The sequence below is a fragment of the Actinoplanes sp. NPDC024001 genome (genome assembly GCF_040638955.1).
Taxonomy (GTDB): domain Bacteria; phylum Actinomycetota; class Actinomycetes; order Mycobacteriales; family Micromonosporaceae; genus Actinoplanes.
In genome coordinates this window covers 1-16,251 of record NZ_JBEZZB010000203.1, presented here as the reverse complement: position 1 = coordinate 16,251, position 16,251 = coordinate 1, and the positions used below count along the sequence as shown (strand labels likewise).

Annotated in this window: 17 protein-coding genes; 4 read left to right on the top strand and 13 right to left on the bottom strand. The window is 73.2% G+C overall.

The window, feature by feature from the left end; translation table 11 throughout:
- The 6 genes from AB0F81_RS44880 to sigJ form a co-directional block, all read right to left on the bottom strand.
- Positions 1–241 (bottom strand): hypothetical protein (locus AB0F81_RS44880; protein ID WP_360209293.1); only part of this gene is annotated, 241 nt, incomplete at its 3' end.
- Positions 242–323: 82 nt separating this feature from the next.
- A complete protein-coding gene (locus AB0F81_RS44875) occupies positions 324–686 on the bottom strand; it encodes an ATP-binding protein (protein ID WP_360209296.1) in 363 nt (120 codons plus the stop codon).
- Positions 687–738: 52 nt separating this feature from the next.
- Entirely contained in the window at positions 739–1,557 is an 819-nt protein-coding gene (locus AB0F81_RS44870; protein ID WP_360209290.1) for a universal stress protein, read from the bottom strand.
- 45 nt (positions 1,558–1,602) lie between these two features.
- Positions 1,603–2,445, bottom strand: coding sequence for a hypothetical protein (locus AB0F81_RS44865; protein ID WP_360209287.1), 843 nt, complete (start codon positions 2,443–2,445; stop codon positions 1,603–1,605).
- Between the two features lie 33 nt (positions 2,446–2,478).
- Positions 2,479–5,556, bottom strand: coding sequence for an amidohydrolase family protein (locus tag AB0F81_RS44860; protein WP_360209285.1), 3,078 nt, complete (start codon positions 5,554–5,556; stop codon positions 2,479–2,481).
- 15 nt (positions 5,557–5,571) lie between these two features.
- Positions 5,572–6,429, bottom strand: coding sequence for an RNA polymerase sigma factor SigJ (gene sigJ / locus AB0F81_RS44855; RefSeq protein ID WP_360209283.1), 858 nt, complete (start codon positions 6,427–6,429; stop codon positions 5,572–5,574).
- Between the two features lie 79 nt (positions 6,430–6,508).
- Here sigJ and AB0F81_RS44850 point away from each other — a divergent pair, with 79 nt between their 5' ends.
- On the top strand, positions 6,509–6,982 hold the full coding sequence (locus tag AB0F81_RS44850; RefSeq protein WP_360209280.1) for a DUF6220 domain-containing protein: 474 nt from the start codon (positions 6,509–6,511) through the stop codon (positions 6,980–6,982).
- Here AB0F81_RS44850 and AB0F81_RS44845 read toward each other — a convergent pair.
- Positions 6,871–7,488 carry a TetR/AcrR family transcriptional regulator gene (locus AB0F81_RS44845; protein ID WP_360209277.1) on the bottom strand — a complete coding sequence of 206 codons (618 nt, stop codon included), beginning with the start codon at positions 7,486–7,488 and terminating at the stop codon, positions 6,871–6,873. The two genes, AB0F81_RS44850 and AB0F81_RS44845, sit on opposite strands and share 112 nt — an antisense overlap.
- 54 nt (positions 7,489–7,542) lie before the next feature.
- On the opposite strand from AB0F81_RS44845, the gene AB0F81_RS44840 reads away from it, so the two are divergent.
- A complete protein-coding gene (locus AB0F81_RS44840) occupies positions 7,543–8,490 on the top strand; it encodes an LLM class F420-dependent oxidoreductase (RefSeq protein WP_360209275.1) in 948 nt (315 codons plus the stop codon).
- Here the strand turns inward: AB0F81_RS44840 and AB0F81_RS44835 are convergent.
- From AB0F81_RS44835 to AB0F81_RS44815, 5 genes are read right to left on the bottom strand one after another with little or no spacing between them, the layout of a single operon-like run.
- A complete protein-coding gene (locus tag AB0F81_RS44835; RefSeq protein ID WP_360209272.1) occupies positions 8,424–9,098 on the bottom strand; it encodes a methyltransferase domain-containing protein in 675 nt (224 codons plus the stop codon). The two genes, AB0F81_RS44840 and AB0F81_RS44835, sit on opposite strands and share 67 nt — an antisense overlap.
- Positions 9,085–9,684, bottom strand: a complete 600-nt coding sequence (locus AB0F81_RS44830) for a hypothetical protein (RefSeq protein ID WP_360209270.1) — start codon at positions 9,682–9,684, stop codon at positions 9,085–9,087. The genes AB0F81_RS44835 and AB0F81_RS44830 overlap by 14 nt, the downstream gene beginning before the upstream one ends.
- A complete protein-coding gene (locus AB0F81_RS44825; protein ID WP_360209267.1) occupies positions 9,635–10,165 on the bottom strand; it encodes a MarR family transcriptional regulator in 531 nt (176 codons plus the stop codon). The genes AB0F81_RS44830 and AB0F81_RS44825 overlap by 50 nt, the downstream gene beginning before the upstream one ends.
- A 41-nt stretch (positions 10,166–10,206) precedes the next feature.
- The gene (locus AB0F81_RS44820; protein WP_360209265.1) at positions 10,207–12,183 is read right to left on the bottom strand and encodes a molybdopterin cofactor-binding domain-containing protein; all 1,977 of its coding nucleotides are present in this window, start codon (positions 12,181–12,183) and stop codon (positions 10,207–10,209) included.
- A complete protein-coding gene (locus AB0F81_RS44815) occupies positions 12,180–12,659 on the bottom strand; it encodes a (2Fe-2S)-binding protein (RefSeq protein WP_360209262.1) in 480 nt (159 codons plus the stop codon). Before AB0F81_RS44815 ends, AB0F81_RS44820 begins: the two co-directional genes overlap by 4 nt.
- Before the next feature lie 35 nt (positions 12,660–12,694).
- Here AB0F81_RS44815 and AB0F81_RS44810 point away from each other — a divergent pair, with 35 nt between their 5' ends.
- Positions 12,695–13,708, top strand: coding sequence for a hypothetical protein (locus AB0F81_RS44810; RefSeq protein ID WP_360209259.1), 1,014 nt, complete (start codon positions 12,695–12,697; stop codon positions 13,706–13,708).
- Between the two features lie 810 nt (positions 13,709–14,518).
- Here the strand turns inward: AB0F81_RS44810 and AB0F81_RS44805 are convergent.
- Positions 14,519–15,484, bottom strand: a complete 966-nt coding sequence (locus AB0F81_RS44805; protein WP_360209257.1) for a nitronate monooxygenase family protein — start codon at positions 15,482–15,484, stop codon at positions 14,519–14,521.
- A gap of 71 nt (positions 15,485–15,555) precedes the next feature.
- Between AB0F81_RS44805 and lipB the strand changes: the two genes are divergently transcribed.
- Positions 15,556–16,191 carry a lipoyl(octanoyl) transferase LipB gene (gene lipB / locus AB0F81_RS44800; RefSeq protein ID WP_360209254.1) on the top strand — a complete coding sequence of 212 codons (636 nt, stop codon included), beginning with the start codon at positions 15,556–15,558 and terminating at the stop codon, positions 16,189–16,191.
- Positions 16,192–16,251: the final 60 nt, after the last annotated feature.

Sequence of the window (16,251 nt, the reverse complement as noted above, 5' to 3'; positions counted from 1 at the left end):
CGGCGTGCGGGTCGGTGGCGTCGGCCAGCGCGCGATGCACCCGTTGCCGGTCCGGCGGGCCGGCCGCGCGATAGGCCGCCGAGCGCACGAGCGGGTGGCGGAACCGTACCCGGGTGCCCAGACTGATCAACTGGGCGGCCTGGGTCGGCGCCGCCGCGCCCGGATCGAGGCCCAGCCGTTCGGCCGCCCGCATCAGCAGGCCCACGTCGCCGACCGGCTCGGCCGCCGCGAGCAGCAGCAACAGTTGCGTCTCCGACGGCAGCGCGGCGACCCGGCGCAGGAAGCTCTGCTCGGTCTGGCTGGCCGGCTCAGGCGGCCCACCTTCAGCCGGCGGGCCGCGGTGAACTCGGCCGGGACGTCCGGTTCGCGCACCGCGACCACCAGCCCGATCGGCTCGGCGAGCAGGCGCCGGGCGACGAAGGCCAGCGGCTGCGCGGAGACCCGGTCCCGCCATGGGCGTCGTCGACCAGCACGATCAGCGGGCCCTCGGCCGCCATGCCGGCGAGCGGCCCGCACGATCCGGACCCGGCCGCGCTGTCCTGGACATACTCCAGCAGGGCGGTCTTGCCGATGCCGGCCTCGCCGCGCAGGATCAGGACGGAGCTCGCGCCGCCGCGAACGGTGGAGACCAGCCGGTCCAGAACCTCGCACTCGCGCCGCCGGCCGCGCAGCGCCCCGTCAACCATCGGCACCGCCCCGGCGCCGAGGGTACACCAGCCCGCGTCGTGCGCTCGGGGCTCAGCGGCCGTTCCTGATCACCGCGACCGGGCCCGCCGAGTGATAGAGCAGGGTCTGGCTGACCGAGCCGAGCAGCAGCCCGGTGAAGGTGTCCCGGCCCCGGGCGCCGACCACCGTGAGCTGGGCGTCCTTGGAGCGTTCGACGAGGGCGTGGCGGGCGTTGCCGCGGATCAGCTCGGGCCGGACCGTGACGTCCGGGAACCGCTCGCCCCACCCGGCGAGCGATTCGCTGAGCAGCAGCATCGCCTCCTCCTGACCGAGTTCACCGGTGGGCTTGCCGTCCCAGACCAGGACCGGCGCGAGGTCCGCGCCGCGGTAGGCGGCCTCCGCGAAGGCGAAGCCGACGGCGAGCTGCGAGGTCGCCGACCCGTCGACGCCCACGACGACCGCGCCGCCGGTGGGCGCGGTGTCGCGGACCACCAGGACCGGACAGTCGGCGTGGGCGGCGGCGTGCACCGCCACCGAGCCGACGATCAGGCCGCTGATCCCGCCCAGGCCGCGGTCACCGAGCACCAGCAGGTCGCCGCGGCGCGACTCGGCCAGCAGCACCGGGGTCGCGGCGCCGTCGACCACCTCGGTGGTGATCCGGATTCCGGGCGCGACCCGGGCGGCCTCGGCGACCGCCTCGGCGACCAGGTCGTCGGCGTGCTCGCGCAGGCCGGCGCCGTCGGCGTGCAGCGACGGCCAGATGAAGGCGTGGACGATGTGCAGCGGCTCGTCGCGGTGGGCCGCCTCGGTCGCCGCCACCCGTACGGCGGCCAGGGCCTGCTCGGACCCGTCGACCCCGACGATCACCCGTGCTGTGTCAGCGGTATTCATACCGGCTGGACCGGGCAGCCCCGCGTTTCGTGACAGCGGACGTGATCAGGGGGTCATCGAGAGGGCGACCGCCGCGCACACCGCCAGGAGTCCGGCGCCGAGCAGCGCTGCCCAGAGCGCGCAGCCCAGACCGAACCGGGCGCCGCCGCGCAGATCCTGCTCGGTCTCCGGGGGAGGGCGGCGGACCAGCAGGTACTTCCCGGTGCGCGGCAGGGTGAGCCCGACCGAGCCGTCGGCCAGAGTCGCCGGTCTGCCGATCACGTGCACCGGGACGCGCGACGGCAGCACCTCCTCGACCACCCCGATCCGGTCCGCGCCGCGCAGCGCCCGCTCGGCGACCAGCCCGCGGGCGACGACCTGCTGAAGCCACGGGCCGGGCCGGCGCCAGGAGCCCGTCGTCTCGTCGACCGGCCGCTCGGTCGGCGACGGCCCGGAGTCGCCGACCGCGTGGCGGGTCTGCGCCCAGAGCGACAGGTGACCGCCGAAGATCCGGCCCTGCAGGATGCCCGCCGACACGGCCGCCGTGCCCGTCTCGTCGGCCACCCCGAACGGGTCGCCGCCGGAGCGCTCCAGCAGCACGGTGAACCGGGTGGTGTCGCCGTTGCCGTCGGCCCGGTACACCATCGTGCGGAACCAGACGCCCTCCGCGCCGGACAGCGGCGCGACCACCAGACCGTCCCGGCCGGGCACGGTGTGCCCGTAGACGGCGAAGTGTTTCGGCAGCGCGGCGCCGGGCCGCAGCGCCGCGCACGGCGACACCCGGTTGCGGGCCACCCAGCGCCGGCCCCGGCTGTCGCTCAGGGCCAGCAGCAACAGCACCGGGACCAGCACGATCAGCCCCACACCGAAGAACCCGGTGACGATCAGCACCAGCGTTCGCAGGTCCACGCGGTCAGGGTAGGCAACGACCGCCATGGATCGTCAGTGGGCGCAGCAGGCGTGCCGGCTCTCCTCCACGTAGTGCGGGTCGTGCCACCAGTAGCGCTCGTTGGCCGGGTGGGCGGCCCGCGACGGCAGGACCGCGGCCGCCGCGGTGGTCACCGCCGGCGCCGCGGCGAAGGGTTCCAGCAGGTCGGGCACGGTGTGCAGGACACCGGCGGCCATCACCTGACGTACGTCGGCCGCGTGCCTGATGTCGGCCAGCGGGTCCCCGCCGAGGATCGCCAGGTCGGCGTAGTGGCCGGCGGTGATCCGGCCGAGCGGCTCGCCGAGGAACTCGCCGGGCAGCCGGGTCGCGGTGCTCAGCGCCTCGTACGGCGTCATCCCGTAGGCGACCATGGCGCGCAGGTTCAGGTGGGTGCTGACCGCGTTCGGCGAGATCGGCGAGTCGGTGCCGGTGATCACCTGCCCGCCGCCGCGGTGGAGCCGGATCAGGTGGGCCACCTGCCGGGCCAGGTTCTGCCGGGTCACCGTCTGGTCGGTGGTCCGCGCGGTGTTCGCGATGGTCTGCAGGTTCGCGTACTCCCAGCTGGGATAGAGGGTGCGCACCCGCTCGTCGGTGACCAGGCTGTCGTCCTCGCGCAGCAGCGTGGTCGACAGGAACAGCGTGGGGGTGCGGGCCGCCCGGGTGGTCAGGAAGACGTCGTCCACGTCGGCGTAGACGTTGCCGATCGCGGTGACCGTCCGGGAATAGCCGAACCGGCTGGTCGCCCCGACGTGCTCCTGGGCGTCGCCGCCGAACGCGAACGCGGGGTAGTGGTAGTGCGACGTGGCGTGCACGCCGTACCGGTGGGCCCAGGCGATCACCTGGCGCTGGCGTTCCGGTGACAGCCGCACGTACGCCTTCATCAGGTCGTAGCCGAGCGCCCCGGCCCGCTCCAGCTCCAGCGCGACCTGCGCCGGCTCGTACGTGGGCCGCATGAAGTTGTAGAAGATCCGCGACCCGTCCACCGCCTCGCCGGTGGCGAAGTACCGCGGGCCGACCCGCGCCCCGGACTGGACCGACTCGCGTTCCTCCACCATGTGGTAGGCGGGGCTGCCGGGGGAGCGGGTCGTGGTGATCCCGAGCGACAGCCACAGCCGCCCCTGCCGGGCCCCGTACGCGTAGCCCTGCATCTCCCGGTGATGATGCATGTCGATCAGTCCCGGGGTGACCACCGCGTCCCGGGCGTCGACCAGCCGCCCGTCCCGGCCGGGCCGGTGCGGTTCGACCGCGGTGATCCGGTGCCCCTCGACCACGATGTCGACGTCGCGGGCCAGATCACGGCGCACCCCGTCCCACATCCGCCCGGCGTGGATCACGGTCCGGCCGCGCGGCGCCGTGTTCGCCCAGGTCAACCTCATCGGTACGGTCCGGGGCCGCCCGCCGGAAGCGGCGACCATCCGGAGCACGCCGTTGTGCAGGTAGAGCAGCCGGCGCGAGTCGCCGCTCCAGCTCGGCGCGTCGGTCACCTCGTGGGTGATCTGCCGCGGCGTGCCCGCGTAGCTGCCGTCGGGGTTGACGTCCACCACCCATAGCACGCTGGCCAGCACGAACGCCAGCTTCCGGCCGTCCGGGGACCAGACCGGGCCGTCGTCGCCGCGGGTCTGGATCGACCGGTGCGGCAGCGGGTCGACGTAGCGCCCGGCGCCCGTGGCGACATCGACCAGCAGGATCTTGCTGAGCCCTTCGCGGAACCGGGCCGAATAGGGGACGACCGCTGCCAAAGCGATCGTTCTCCCATCTGCGGACCAGCTAGGTCGGCCCGGTTCAAAAGTTGCCGCGAACAATTGCCGCACCGCGCCGGTGCCGACCTCGACGGTCCACAGCGCGCCGGTCTGGTCGAGGAACGCCAGGTGGGAGCTGTCCGCCGACCAGCTGCCGGAGACCGCGGCCGCGTTCGGCAGCGCGGTCAGCTGCCGGTCGGCGCCGGTGCGCAGGTCACGCAGCCAGATGTCGAGCTTGCCGCCGCGGTCCGTGGAGTACGACAGATACCGCCCGTCCGGCGACCACGCCGGGTCGCACTTCCACCAGAGGTCGCGGGTGAGCGGCCGCGGCGAGCTGCCGATCCGCATGGTCCAGATGTCGTTCAGCGCCCGGAACGCGATCGACCCGCCGTCCGGCGACAGCACCGGGCTGCCGATGCCGAGGACGGGCTTCGGCGTACGCGACTCGAAATCCCGCCGTCGCCGCCGATGGCGCGGGGTGGTGAGACTGACCGGGGCGGCGAAGCCGATCCGGTCGGCCGGCCCGGTGGCGCCGAGGACACGGCGGCGGATGCCGCCGTCGGCGGCGTAGACGATCTCGCGGGGCGACCGCCAGGAGACCCGGAACGGGAACACCTCCTCGCCGGTGACCACCGGCGCGCCGTCGCGCCAGAGCTCGGCTCGCCCCGCCACGGTGAGCTGGTAGACGATGCCGGCGCCGTCCGGGGTGAACGACGGTCCGCGGATGATCTGCCCGGCCGGGACGGTCACCGCGGTGCTGCGCGCGCCGGTCGCCACGTCGACCACGTCGATGCGGGTGTTCGCCACCACGAACGCGATCCGCCGCCCGTCCGGCGACCAGGCCGGCTCGAACTCCTCGGCGGTGCTGTCGGCGACCGCGGTGATCCCCCCGGAGGTCAGGTCGAGCAGGTGGATGCCGTAGCTGCCGGACAGGTCGGCGGAGAAGGCGAGGCGGCGCCCGTCCGGCGCGAACCGCGGCTCGCGGTGATCGAACGGCCCGGAGGTGAGCTGCCGCAGGCCGGAGCCGTCCGGGCGGATCAGCCACAGGTCGAAGGTGCCGGTCCGGTAGGACTGGAAGGTGATCGAGCCGCCGTCCGGCGCCCAGTCGGGCTGGGCGATGTCGAACAGGTCACCGGTCAGCCGCCGGGCCGGGCCACCGGCGGCGGGCAGCACCCACAGCACGCCGACCAGGTCCATCGCGATCCGGCGGCCGTCCGGCGACAGCTGCACGGCGAGGTTGGTGCCCCGGTCGAGGCCGGTCGGGCGGCCGGCCGCCGCGGCCGTCGCCGCCGGGCCGAGCACGGTGGTGCCGGCCGCGCCGGCGAGGAGTGCGCGTCTGCTGAGGGCGGTCATCCCATCAATAGACACCTATCCATGGGCGGGGGCAATCCGCGGGCGGAGTTTCGCCGGGTTGCGGACGATCCAGATGGTGCGGATCCGGTCGCCGGCGACGTCGAAGGCGAGCACCGTCTCGGTGACGCCGTCACGCTGGGTCACCAGGCCGGGGCGGGCGTTGACCGTACGCTCAAGGATCGTGAGGCCGGCGAGGCCGCCGATGAGAGCGGCCGCGTAGCGGGCGACCTCGTCCGTGCCGTGCAGCGGGCGAAGTATGGTGCTGACCCGGCCGCCGCCGTCGGCGGTGACCGTGACCGCCGGGTCGAGCAGGCCGATCAGGGCGCCGATGTCCGCGGACTCCCAGGCGCTGCGGAAGGCCCGGACGATGCCGGCCTGCCGGTCGGCCGGCATCGCACCCGGCCGTGCGGCCCGCTGGATCCGGCGGCGGCCGGAAGTGGCGAGCTGGCGGCATGCCGCCGGGGTGCGGTCGACGATCGCGGCGATCTCGCCGAACGGGTAGCCGAAGACGTCGTGCAGGACGACCGCGACCCGCTCGGCCGGCGTCATCGACTCCAGCACGATCAGGAAGGCCATGGTGACCGACTCGTCGAGGGTGACCCGGTCGGCCGGGTCCGGCGCGGGCAGCGGCTCCGGGATCCAGGGCCCGGGATAGCTCTCCCGCCGCACCCGCGCGGACTTGAGGTGATCGAGGCAGATCCGGCCGGCCACCCGGGTCAGCCAGGCGGCCGGGTTCTCGATCTGCTGCCGCTGCGGTTCGGACAGCGTGTACCAGCGGGCGTAGGTCTCCTGCACCGCGTCCTCCGCCTCGGTGAGCGATCCGAGGAGCCGGTAGGCCAGCTGGATCAGTTGCCGTCGCTCGTCGGTGCTCATGATTCCCGGCCGCTCCTCACAAACGCGCCGGCTGTCTCGTCGAGCTGACGAGAACACCCACCGGCGAGGGAGAACAACGATGCGCAAGGTCTTCACCGCACTGGCGGCGCTACTGTTCCTGGCCATTGTCGCGGAGTTCTACTTCGCCGCGGCCGGGGCCTTCCGGCCCGCGTCCTACCGGCCGCACCACTGGCTGGGGTACGTCAGCTTCCTGCTGCCGATCGCGATGATCATCGTTGCGGTGCCGGCCCGGCTCCCGGGCCGCCTGACGGCCTGGTCCGCGCTGGTCGCCGGCCTGGTCTCGGTGCAGGTGCTGATCGCCGTGCTGGCCGCCGGGGTCGGCGACGGCAGCACGGTTGGCTCGCTCGTCTTCGGGCTGCACGCGGTCAACGCCCTGCTCATCCTGGCGGTCTCCGGGAAGATCGTGCGGCAGGCCTGGGCTCAGCCCGGCGGCGCCCCGTTGACCGCGATCAGGCTGCGGGCCGCGTCCACCGCCCGGGTGGCGATCTCCTCCACGTCCTTGTCGGCGCGGGCGAAGAACCCGTCGGCATAGAGCGACGTGTAACCGTGCGCGATGGCGATCGTCGCCTCCACCAGAGGGACCGCTTGCCGGAACGATCGGTCCGCCGCGGTGGCGAGGTCGAGCAGCGTGTCCATCAGCGCGCTGGTCTGCTCGCGGCGGGCCTCGTCGTGCAGCGGGTACAGCTCGGCTGCGAAGATCACGTGGAAGCCGGCGCCGGTGCGCGTCACATAGCGCACGTAGGCGCCGGCGACCGCGGCGAGCCGCTCGGCCGGATCCGGACCGGCTGTTCCGGCCGCGTCGAGGATCGCGGCCCGCAGGTCGCGGGCGGCCTCGGTGGAGACCGCGCCGAGCAGGTGGGCGCGGTCCGGAAAATGCCGGTAGGGCGCGGCGGAGCTGACGCCGAGACGGCGGGCGACCTCGGCGACCGAGAAGCGCTGCAGGCCCGCCTCGGCGAGCAGGTCGAAGCTCGCCCGGATCAGCGCGGCGCGAAGCTCGCCGTGGTGATAGCCCCGCTTCGCCGCCACGCTTGCCCCCATGTGAGTAGGCTCTTACATTAGCAAGTGAGAGCCCTCTTACATCGTGGAGGCAGTGTGACCATCCGGCTCGGATACCAGATCCCGAACTTCACCCATCCCGGCGTCGCGGTGGAGGATCTCTTCGACACCGTCGCCACGCAGGCCCGCGAGGCGGAGGCCGCCGGCTTCGACACGGTCCTCGTGATGGACCATTTCTACCAATTGCCGGGGCTCGGTGCTCCGGAGAACGCGATGCTGGAGGCCTACACGACCCTGGGTGCGCTGGCCTCGGCCACGTCGACGATCCAGCTGTCCACTCTGGTCACCGGGAACACGTACCGGAACCCGGCCCTGCTCGCCAAGACCGTGACCACGCTGGACGTGGTCTCCCGGGGCCGGGCGATCCTGGGCATCGGCGCCGGGTGGTTCGAGCGCGAGCACCACGACTACGGCTTCGAGTTCGGCACCTTCGGGCAGCGTTTCGAGCGCCTGGAGGAGGCGCTGACGATCATCGCGCCGATGCTGCGCGGTGAGCAGCCGACCGTCGAGGGGAAGTGGTACACGGCGCGCGGCGCGATCAACAACCCGCGGCTGCGGCCGACCATCCCGATCATGCTCGGTGGTGCGGGTGAGCAGAAGACGTTCCGGCTGGCGGCTCGCTTCGCCGACCACATGAACATCATCTGCGACACGGCGGAGCTGCCCCGCAAGGTCGCCGTGCTGCGGCAGCGCTGCGAGGAGATCGGCCGTGACCCGGCCACGCTGGCGACCAGCTTCCTGGCGATGGGCATGGTGGGGGAGACCGAGGCGGAGGCCAAGGAACTCGCCGACTCGATCCCCGAGGACCGCCGCAACCGGGCCTTCCTCGGCACCGCCGAGCAGGTGGCCGAGCAGCTGCAGGAGCGGGTTCTGGACGCCGGCATCCAGGGCATCTGCATCAACCTGCCCCGCACCGGCTACCGCCCCGGTGTGGTCACCCAGGTCGCCGCCGCCCTCAAACCCCTGGTGAATCCCACCGTGTGACGGTGCTGCCGCGCAGGTGGGCCCAGGTCTGGGTGAACCAGAGGTCGCCGCCGACGAGCAGCGGGGGCATGCCCGTCGGCGGGCCGCCGGCCAGCTCGGCCCGCAACTCGGCCGCGATACGGGCCGCGACATCGTCCGGCGTGCGGGACTGCGCGAGCCAGACCCGCTGCACGTCGAAGGACTCGGACGCGGCCGTCCGGCCGGCACACCCGGCGCATCTCGGCGACCAGCCGCTGCGGCTCGTCGGCCTGGTGCAGCGAGAACCGGGAGACCACCAGCGAGAACGAGGCGTCCAGGAACGGCAGCCGGGTCGCGTCACCCTCCTGGAAGACCACGTTGCGGACGCCGTCCGCGTCCGCGCTCGCCTTGCCCGTCGCCAGCATCTCCGGGGTGAGGTCGAGCGCGGTCACGTGCCGGGTGCGCGCGGCCAGGGCCCGGGCGACCAGGCCGGTGCCGCAGGCGACGTCCAGGCACACGTCGTCCGCCGCCGGCTCGGTGAAGTCGACCAGGCGCTCCAGATGGCTGGTGAAGGCCGTGTTGAGCCGCGCGTCCTCGAACGTGCCGGCCTGCCGGGCGAACTCCTGACGGATGAGATCACGGTGCGACATCGGCGACCGCCTTCCGGAGAAGTTCCAGCGGATGCCAGGCCACCCGCTGGGTGCCGTGCCGGATCTGCTGCCGGCAGGAGACGCCGGTGGCGGCCAGGATCGTGCCGGCCGGCTCCTGCCGGATCGCCGGGAAGAGCCGGCTCTCACCGATCGCCATCGACATCTCGTAGTGCTCGGACTCGAAGCCGAACGAGCCGGCCATCCCGCAGCAGCCCGCGTCCACCTCGGTCACCGAAGCGCCGGGGATGCGGCGCAGCAGCGCCACGGTCGCGGCGGTGTCCACCTCGGCCTTCTGGTGGCAGTGCCCGTGATAGAGGATGCGCCGCCCGGAGAACGACTTGTTCAGCCGCAGGCGGCCCGCGTCCACCGCCTCGACCAGCAGCTCCTCGATCTGCCGGACCCGGCCGGCGACCTCACGCACCCGCTCGTCGGCCTCGACCACCGGCATCCTCGGCGCGCTGATCCCGTTCGCCGTGCCGTTCCTGACCGGCACCGACTCGGTCGGCGCGGTCGGCCTGATCACCGCCCTCGCGCTGTCATCGTCGATCGTCCACTCGAGCCCGTTCTCCACCAGCGGGGCGCTCACCGTCGCCAACACCCCGGAGGACCGGCGGGACTACGTCTACCGCGGCCTGATGCGGTGGGGTCTCAGCATGGTGGTGATCATCCCGATCGTCACCTGGCTGATCTTCGTGGTCCCGGGCTGGCTCTGAGCCCCCGGTGATCAGCATGATCAGCTGGCGCCGGAGGTACTCGTAGTCCTCGACCGCGAACAGCCGCTGCTCCTCCTCCCGCGCCGTGGCCAGGGCCGCCGACCCTTCGGCGCTGATCGTCACCAGGACGCGCCGCCGGTCGCGCTGCGCCGTCGCGCGCCCGACATGACCGGTCCGGGCCAGCCGCTCGATCGTGCGGCTCATCGTCTGGTCCGTCACCCGGCACAGCCGCGCCAGCTCCCGCTGCGACAGCGGCCCGCCCTCCAGGTGGTGCAGCGCGATCAGCCCGGCGTGGGTCAGGTCCAGGCCGGCGAGGAAACGGTCCCAGCGGCCCTCGACGATGCGCGCGGCCATCGACAGCAGGCGGCCGGTGGGCCAGGAGCCGACGTGCTCCATCAGCCCACCGGGGTGGCGTACGGCATGCCGGCGACCGGTTCGCCGCCGGCCGCCAGCGCGGTGGCGATCGCCGCCGCCGCGGGTGGGTAGGCCAGCTCGCCCAGGCCACCGATCGGGGCCTCGGACGGCACCAGCACGACGTCGATGTCGGGGCAGTCGCCGATCCGCGCCCAGGCGTAGTCGCGGAACGAGGACTGGACGACCGCGCCGGCCCGTACGGTGATCTGCGCCCCGCGCACAGTGGACAGCGCGTCCACGATCCCGCCTTCCACCTGCGCGATCACGCCGGACGGGTGGACCGGGACCCCGACGTCGACCGCGGCGGTGACCCGGAACGGGTCCCTGGTGACCAGCACCGCGATCGCCGAGCCGTAGTCCAGGTGGCAGGCCACCCCGTCGACCCGGCCCGCCCTCGCCGCGGCCGCGTCCAGGACTGCCCGCAGGCGCGAGCCGGCCGGCAGCAGCCGGCGCCGGAACTCCACCAGGTCGTGGCCACCGCGCCGGGCGATCTCGGTGAGGAAACACTCCTCGGCGTAGCCGAACTGGCCGGCGTAGACCGAGCGCCAGAACCCGGTCCGCAGCGGCGCCGGGCGCAGGGTCACCGACACGTCGCCGGGCACCGCGTACGGGAAGTGGTCGCCGCTGGCCTTGACGATCGCCGGGTTGTTGAACGGCGGAACCACGGTCAACGGCCACGTCACCACCTGGTGCGACCGTCCCGTGGGCAGGCCCGCCGCGTCCAGGGTCGCGGTGAGCCGGTGCACCGACATCGGCCGGTACGAGTCGTGCCGGGTGTCGTCGTCCCGGGTCCAGCGCACGGTCACCGGCTGCCCGGCCGCCCGCGAGCAGGCCAAGGCCTCCAGGACCGCGTCGGACTCGATGCGCCGGCCGAACCCGCCGCCGGCCAGGGTCGCCCGCACCTGGATCTGCGCCTCCGGCAGGGCGAGGATCCGGGCCAGCTGGGTGCGCAGCCCGCCGGGGTCCTGGGTGGGCGCCCACACCCGGACCTGGTCGGCGGTCACGTGCGCGGTCGCGTTCATCGGCTCCATCGGCGCGTGCGCCAGCAGCGGCATCCGGTAGACCCGCTGCACGTCGGGCACACCCGCGACCGGTGGCAGGGCGGCCTCCAGATCGGCCAGCCAGGTGCGGCTGTCCGCGGCCGGGGTGCCGCCCGTCCAGGTCACCCGCAGCGCCTCCCGCCCGCGCAGCGCCTCCGCGGTGGATCGGGCGACCACCGCGACGCCACCCTGCCCGGCGGTCGGCGGCGCGTGCCGGACCACCGCGACCACGCCGGGCACGGCCCGGGCGGCCGTGTCGTCCACAGTGTCCACCTGCGCGCCGATCCACGGCGGCCGGGCCACCACGGCGGCCAGGCTGCCGGCCGGCGCCACATCGGCGCCGTAGCGGGCCCGGCCGGTGACGATGTCGCGCGCGTCGGAACGCCCGGCCCGGGTACGCCCGATCAGCCGCCACCGCTCCGGCGGGGTGAGGGTGACCGGCACCGTGGCCGGGTCCAGCGCGGCGGCGGCGGTGACCAGGGCGCGGTAGGGGAGCGGGGTGTGGCGCGGGTGCTCGACCCGTCCGCGCCGGGCGGTGCACTCGGTCGTCGGCACACCCCACCGGGCTGCCGCGGCGGCGACGAGCAGGCAGCGGGCGGTGGCCGCCGCGGTGCGCAACGGCTGGGCCAGCTGGCGGCTCGACGTGGAGTTCTGCACCGCCTGCGGACCGAACGTGGCGGTGTCGCCCGGCGCCTGTTCCAGGGCCACGTCGGCGACCTCGACTGCCAGTTCCTCGGCCACCAGGACGGCGGCCATGGTTCGTACGCCCTGCCCGGTGTCCGGCTTGGGGACCGTTGCCACCACCCGGCCGCTACCGTCCACCCGTACGAACACGGTCGGCGCCAGCTCGGTCCGCTCCGTGGGGACCGGCACGGCCACGACCAGGGCCGCGCCCAGCAACGTCCGCCGGGTGATCATCGGATCAGCTCCGCCGCGCGGCGGACGGCGGCCCGGATTCGCGGATAGGTCCCGCACCGGCAGACGTTGTCGCGCAACGCCTCGTCGATCTGCGCGTCGTCCGGGTCCGGAATGCGGGCGAGCAGCGCCACCACGGTCATGATCTGGCCGGGCTGGCAGTAGCCGCACTGGGCGACGTCCAGCTCCAGCCAGGCCTGCTGCACCGGGTGGTCGCGCAGGCCCTCGATCGTGGTGATCCGCGCGTCCTCGGTCGCGGCGACCGTCGTGACGCAGGGCCGCCCGGCCGCGCCGTCGATCAGCGACACGCACGCGCCGCAGGCGCCGACGCCGCAGCCGTACTTCGGGCCGGTCAGCCCGAGCTCCTCCCGCAACGCCCACAGCAGCGGGGTGTCGCCGGGCACGTCGACCACCCGCCGCCTGCCGTTGACGTGCAACCGGTACCGGCTCACCGTGGCCTCCCATCGACGAACGCCCATTGTTCAGCTCACTGAATATCGGCCATACTGCGACCGTGGTCAATGCGACGGGGTTGCGCAGCGAACGAGCGCTGGTCTGGGGCGTGCCCGCCGTCGCCCTGCTCACCGGCCTGGTGTGGTGGCTCGGCCAGGGCCTGGACGTCACGTTACGGCCCGACCAGGGGGCCAGTTGGTACTACTGGAAGCTTCCCGACCCGACCGTCTGGACCCGGCTGTCCGCGTGGTTCGGTTACGCCGCCCACCAGATCGTGTCCTGGGGCCTGATCTGGTGGGCGCAGACCCACGCGCGCCGCTGGACGCCCGGCCTGAAGCGGATCAACGTGGTGGCGCTCGCCGCGAACCTCGGCTTCGTCGGCCTGCACGCCCTGCAGACCAGGGTGTTCTACGACGGCCTCGCGCAGGACGTGTCGATCTTCAGCTCGCAGGGTTCGGTGGTGCTCCTGCTGGTCGTCGTGCTGCTGATGGAGAACCGCCGCCGCGGCCTGGTCGCGGGCAAGCGGGCGCCGATCCCGGCCGCTGTGGGTGACTTCGCCCGCCGGTATCACGGATACCTCTTCAGCTGGGCGGTCATCTACACGTTCTGGTACCACCCGATGGAGGGCACCAGCGGCCACCTGATCGGCTTCTTCTACATCTTCCTGCTGCTCCTGCAGAGCAGCCTGATGTTCACCACCGCGCACACCAACCGCTGGTGGACGGTGAGCCTGGAGCTGCTCGTCGCGGTGCACGGCACCCTGGTGGCGGTGATGAACTCCGGGCCGGACGGCGCCTGGCCGAAGTTCCTCTTCGGATTCCTCGCCGTCTTCGTGATCACCCAGATGCACGGTCTCGGCCTGAGCGTGGGCACGCGCTGGCTGCTGTTCGCCGGCTATCTGGCGGCGCTGGTCGCCGTCTACTCCGGGCGCGGCCTCGCCACGATCCACGAGGTCCTGCGCGTTCCGATGGCGGAATACCTGGTGCTCGCGGTGCTCGTCCTGCTGCTCTGGCCGTTCGCGCTGCTGACCCGCCGACGCCGCGACCGCGAGCTCACCGCCCCGCGCTCCCGCTGACCGCTCCGCGTCACAACCGCTCCCGCACCCACGAAGCTCCACCCCAGCCGGCGCTCTTCCCACGCCGCGCCACGGCTCCAGCCGCCAGCCGGTCTGCCCGGCTGGCGCTCAGCGTCCCTCGCCCGCCCGCGATACAGCTCCAGCCGTCAGCCGCTCTGCTCGGCTGGCGCTGAGTGTTCTTCGCGCGCCCGCGTTGGGGCTCTGGCCGGCAGCCGGTTTGCTCGGCTGGCGCTGAGGGGCCTTCGCGTGCCCGCGATGCGGCTCTGGCCGGCAGCCGGTTTGCTCGGCTGACGTTGAGGGTTCTTCGCGCGCCCGCGTTGGGGCTCTGGCCTGCAGCTGGTTTGCTCGGCTGACGTTGAGGGGCCTTGGTGCGCCCGCGATGGGGCTCTGGCCTGCAGCTGGTTTGCTCGGCTGGCGTTCAGGGGCCTTTGGGTGCCTGCGATGGGGCTCTGGCCTGCAGCTGGTTTGCTCGGCTGGCGTTCAGGGTCCTTGGTGCGCCCGCGATGCAGCTCCGGGCGGCAGCCGGTCTGCTTGGCTGGCGCCCGGAGTTCTTGCACGCCTGCGATACGGCTCTGGCCGGCAGCTCGTTTGCTCGGCTGGCGTTGAGGGTCCTGCGCGTGTCTGCGATGCGGCTCGAAGTGGCAGCTGGTTTGGTCGGCTGGCGTTAGGGGCTGCTTGACGGCTCGCGATGCAGCTCTGGTGGGCAGCCGGTCTGGTCGGCTGGCGGGTGGGCGGCGCGGGACAGCCGTGGAAGCCGGCTGGAGCAGGGGCGCGGAGTCAGGCCGGGCTCGGGCGGGGATCAGGTGGGGATCAGGCGGAGATCAGGGTGTGGCGGGCGGCGTCGTATTCGGTCTTCAGGCGGGCGACGAGGTCGCGCACCGGCCGGACCGCGTCGATGGCGCCGATGCCCTGGCCGGCGCCCCAGATGTCGCGCCAAGCCTTGGCCTCCATGCTGCCGGCGGAGCTGAAGTCCATCGCCGACGGGTCGGAGACCGGCAGATCGTCGGGGTTTAGGCCGGCCGCCGCGATGCTGGCGCGCAGATAGTTGCCGTGCACGCCGGTGAACAGGTTGCTGTAGACGATGTCCTTCGCGGTGCCGGCGACGATCATCTCCTGATAGGCCGGGCCGGCCATCGCCTCGGTCGTGGCGAGGAACGCACTGCCCACATAGGCCAGATCGGCGCCGGCGGCCTGGGCGGCGAGGATCGAACGGCCGTGCGCGATGGCGCCGGAGAGCAGCAGCGGGCCGTCGAACCAGGCCCGGATCTCCTGCAGCAGCGCGAACGGGGACTGGGTGCCGGCGTGACCGCCGGCGCCCGCGGCCACCGCGATGATCCCGTCGGCGCCCTTGTCGATCGCCTTGCGGGCGAACTCGTTGCTGATCACGTCGTGCAGGACCAGCCCACCGTACGCATGCACGGCCTCATTGATCTCGGGCCGCGCGCCCAGTGAGGTGATCACGATGGGGACCCGGTGCTCGACGATGACCGCCATGTCCTGCTCGAGGCGGCGGTTGGAGCGGTGCACGATCTGGTTGACGGCGAACGGTGCGACCTTGACGCCCGGGTTCGCCGCCGCGAACGCCGCGTTGGACTCGCTGATCTGCGCCAGCCAGTCGGTGAGCAGGCTCGCCGGCCGGGCGTTGAGGGCGGGGAACGAGCCGACCACGCCGGCCTGGCACTGGGCCGCGACCAGCTCCGGCCCCGAGCACAGGAACATCGGGGCGGCGACCACCGGGAGCGAGAGCCGGTCCTGCAGCAGCGTGGGGAGAGCCATGCGCTGATGCTAGGGGCGACACCGGCACCTATGCAACTAGTTTCATAGGAGGCGCGAGGCAGAATGGGCCCATGAGTCTGCGGCGCGTCGATCTGGGCCAGGTGGAGTACGACACGGCGATCCGGCAGATGGCCGGCTGGGCTGAGGAGCGCCGGGCCGGGACGCAACCCGACCGCCTCTTCCTGCTCAGCCACCCACCGGTGATCACCTACGGCCGCCGGACCCCGCTGACCGACCTGCCCCGCGACCTCGCGTCGATCCCCACCGTCGAGGTGGACCGCGGCGGCAACGCCACCTACCACGGCCCTGGCCAGCTGGTCGGATATCTGGTGATGGACCTGCGCCGGTGGGGCCCGGTCGACGTGGTCCGCTGGCTGGAGCTCGGCCTGATCGACGCGCTGAAGGACCTCGGCTTCCCCGCGGAGCGCCGCGACACTCCCGAGGGCTCGCCCAGCCTGGTCGGCGTGTGGACCCCGGACGGCCGCAAGATCGCTTCGATCGGCATGCGCATCCGCGGCGGGGTGACCACGCACGGCTTCGCCCTCAACGTCGACACCGACCTGCGGGTGTTCGACCGCTTCGTGGCGTGCAGCCTGCACGACGTGGCGATGACCTCGCTGCGCCGCCTCGCCGACGAGCAGGGCCTGCCCGCCCCGTCCGACGCCGAGGTCCGCGACGCGGTCGCCGCACACCTCCACGCCGAGTAGAGCGACAGCGCCCCGCGCGCCGCGCGCCCTGCGCGCCGGGTGCAGCGACCGCGCCCCGCG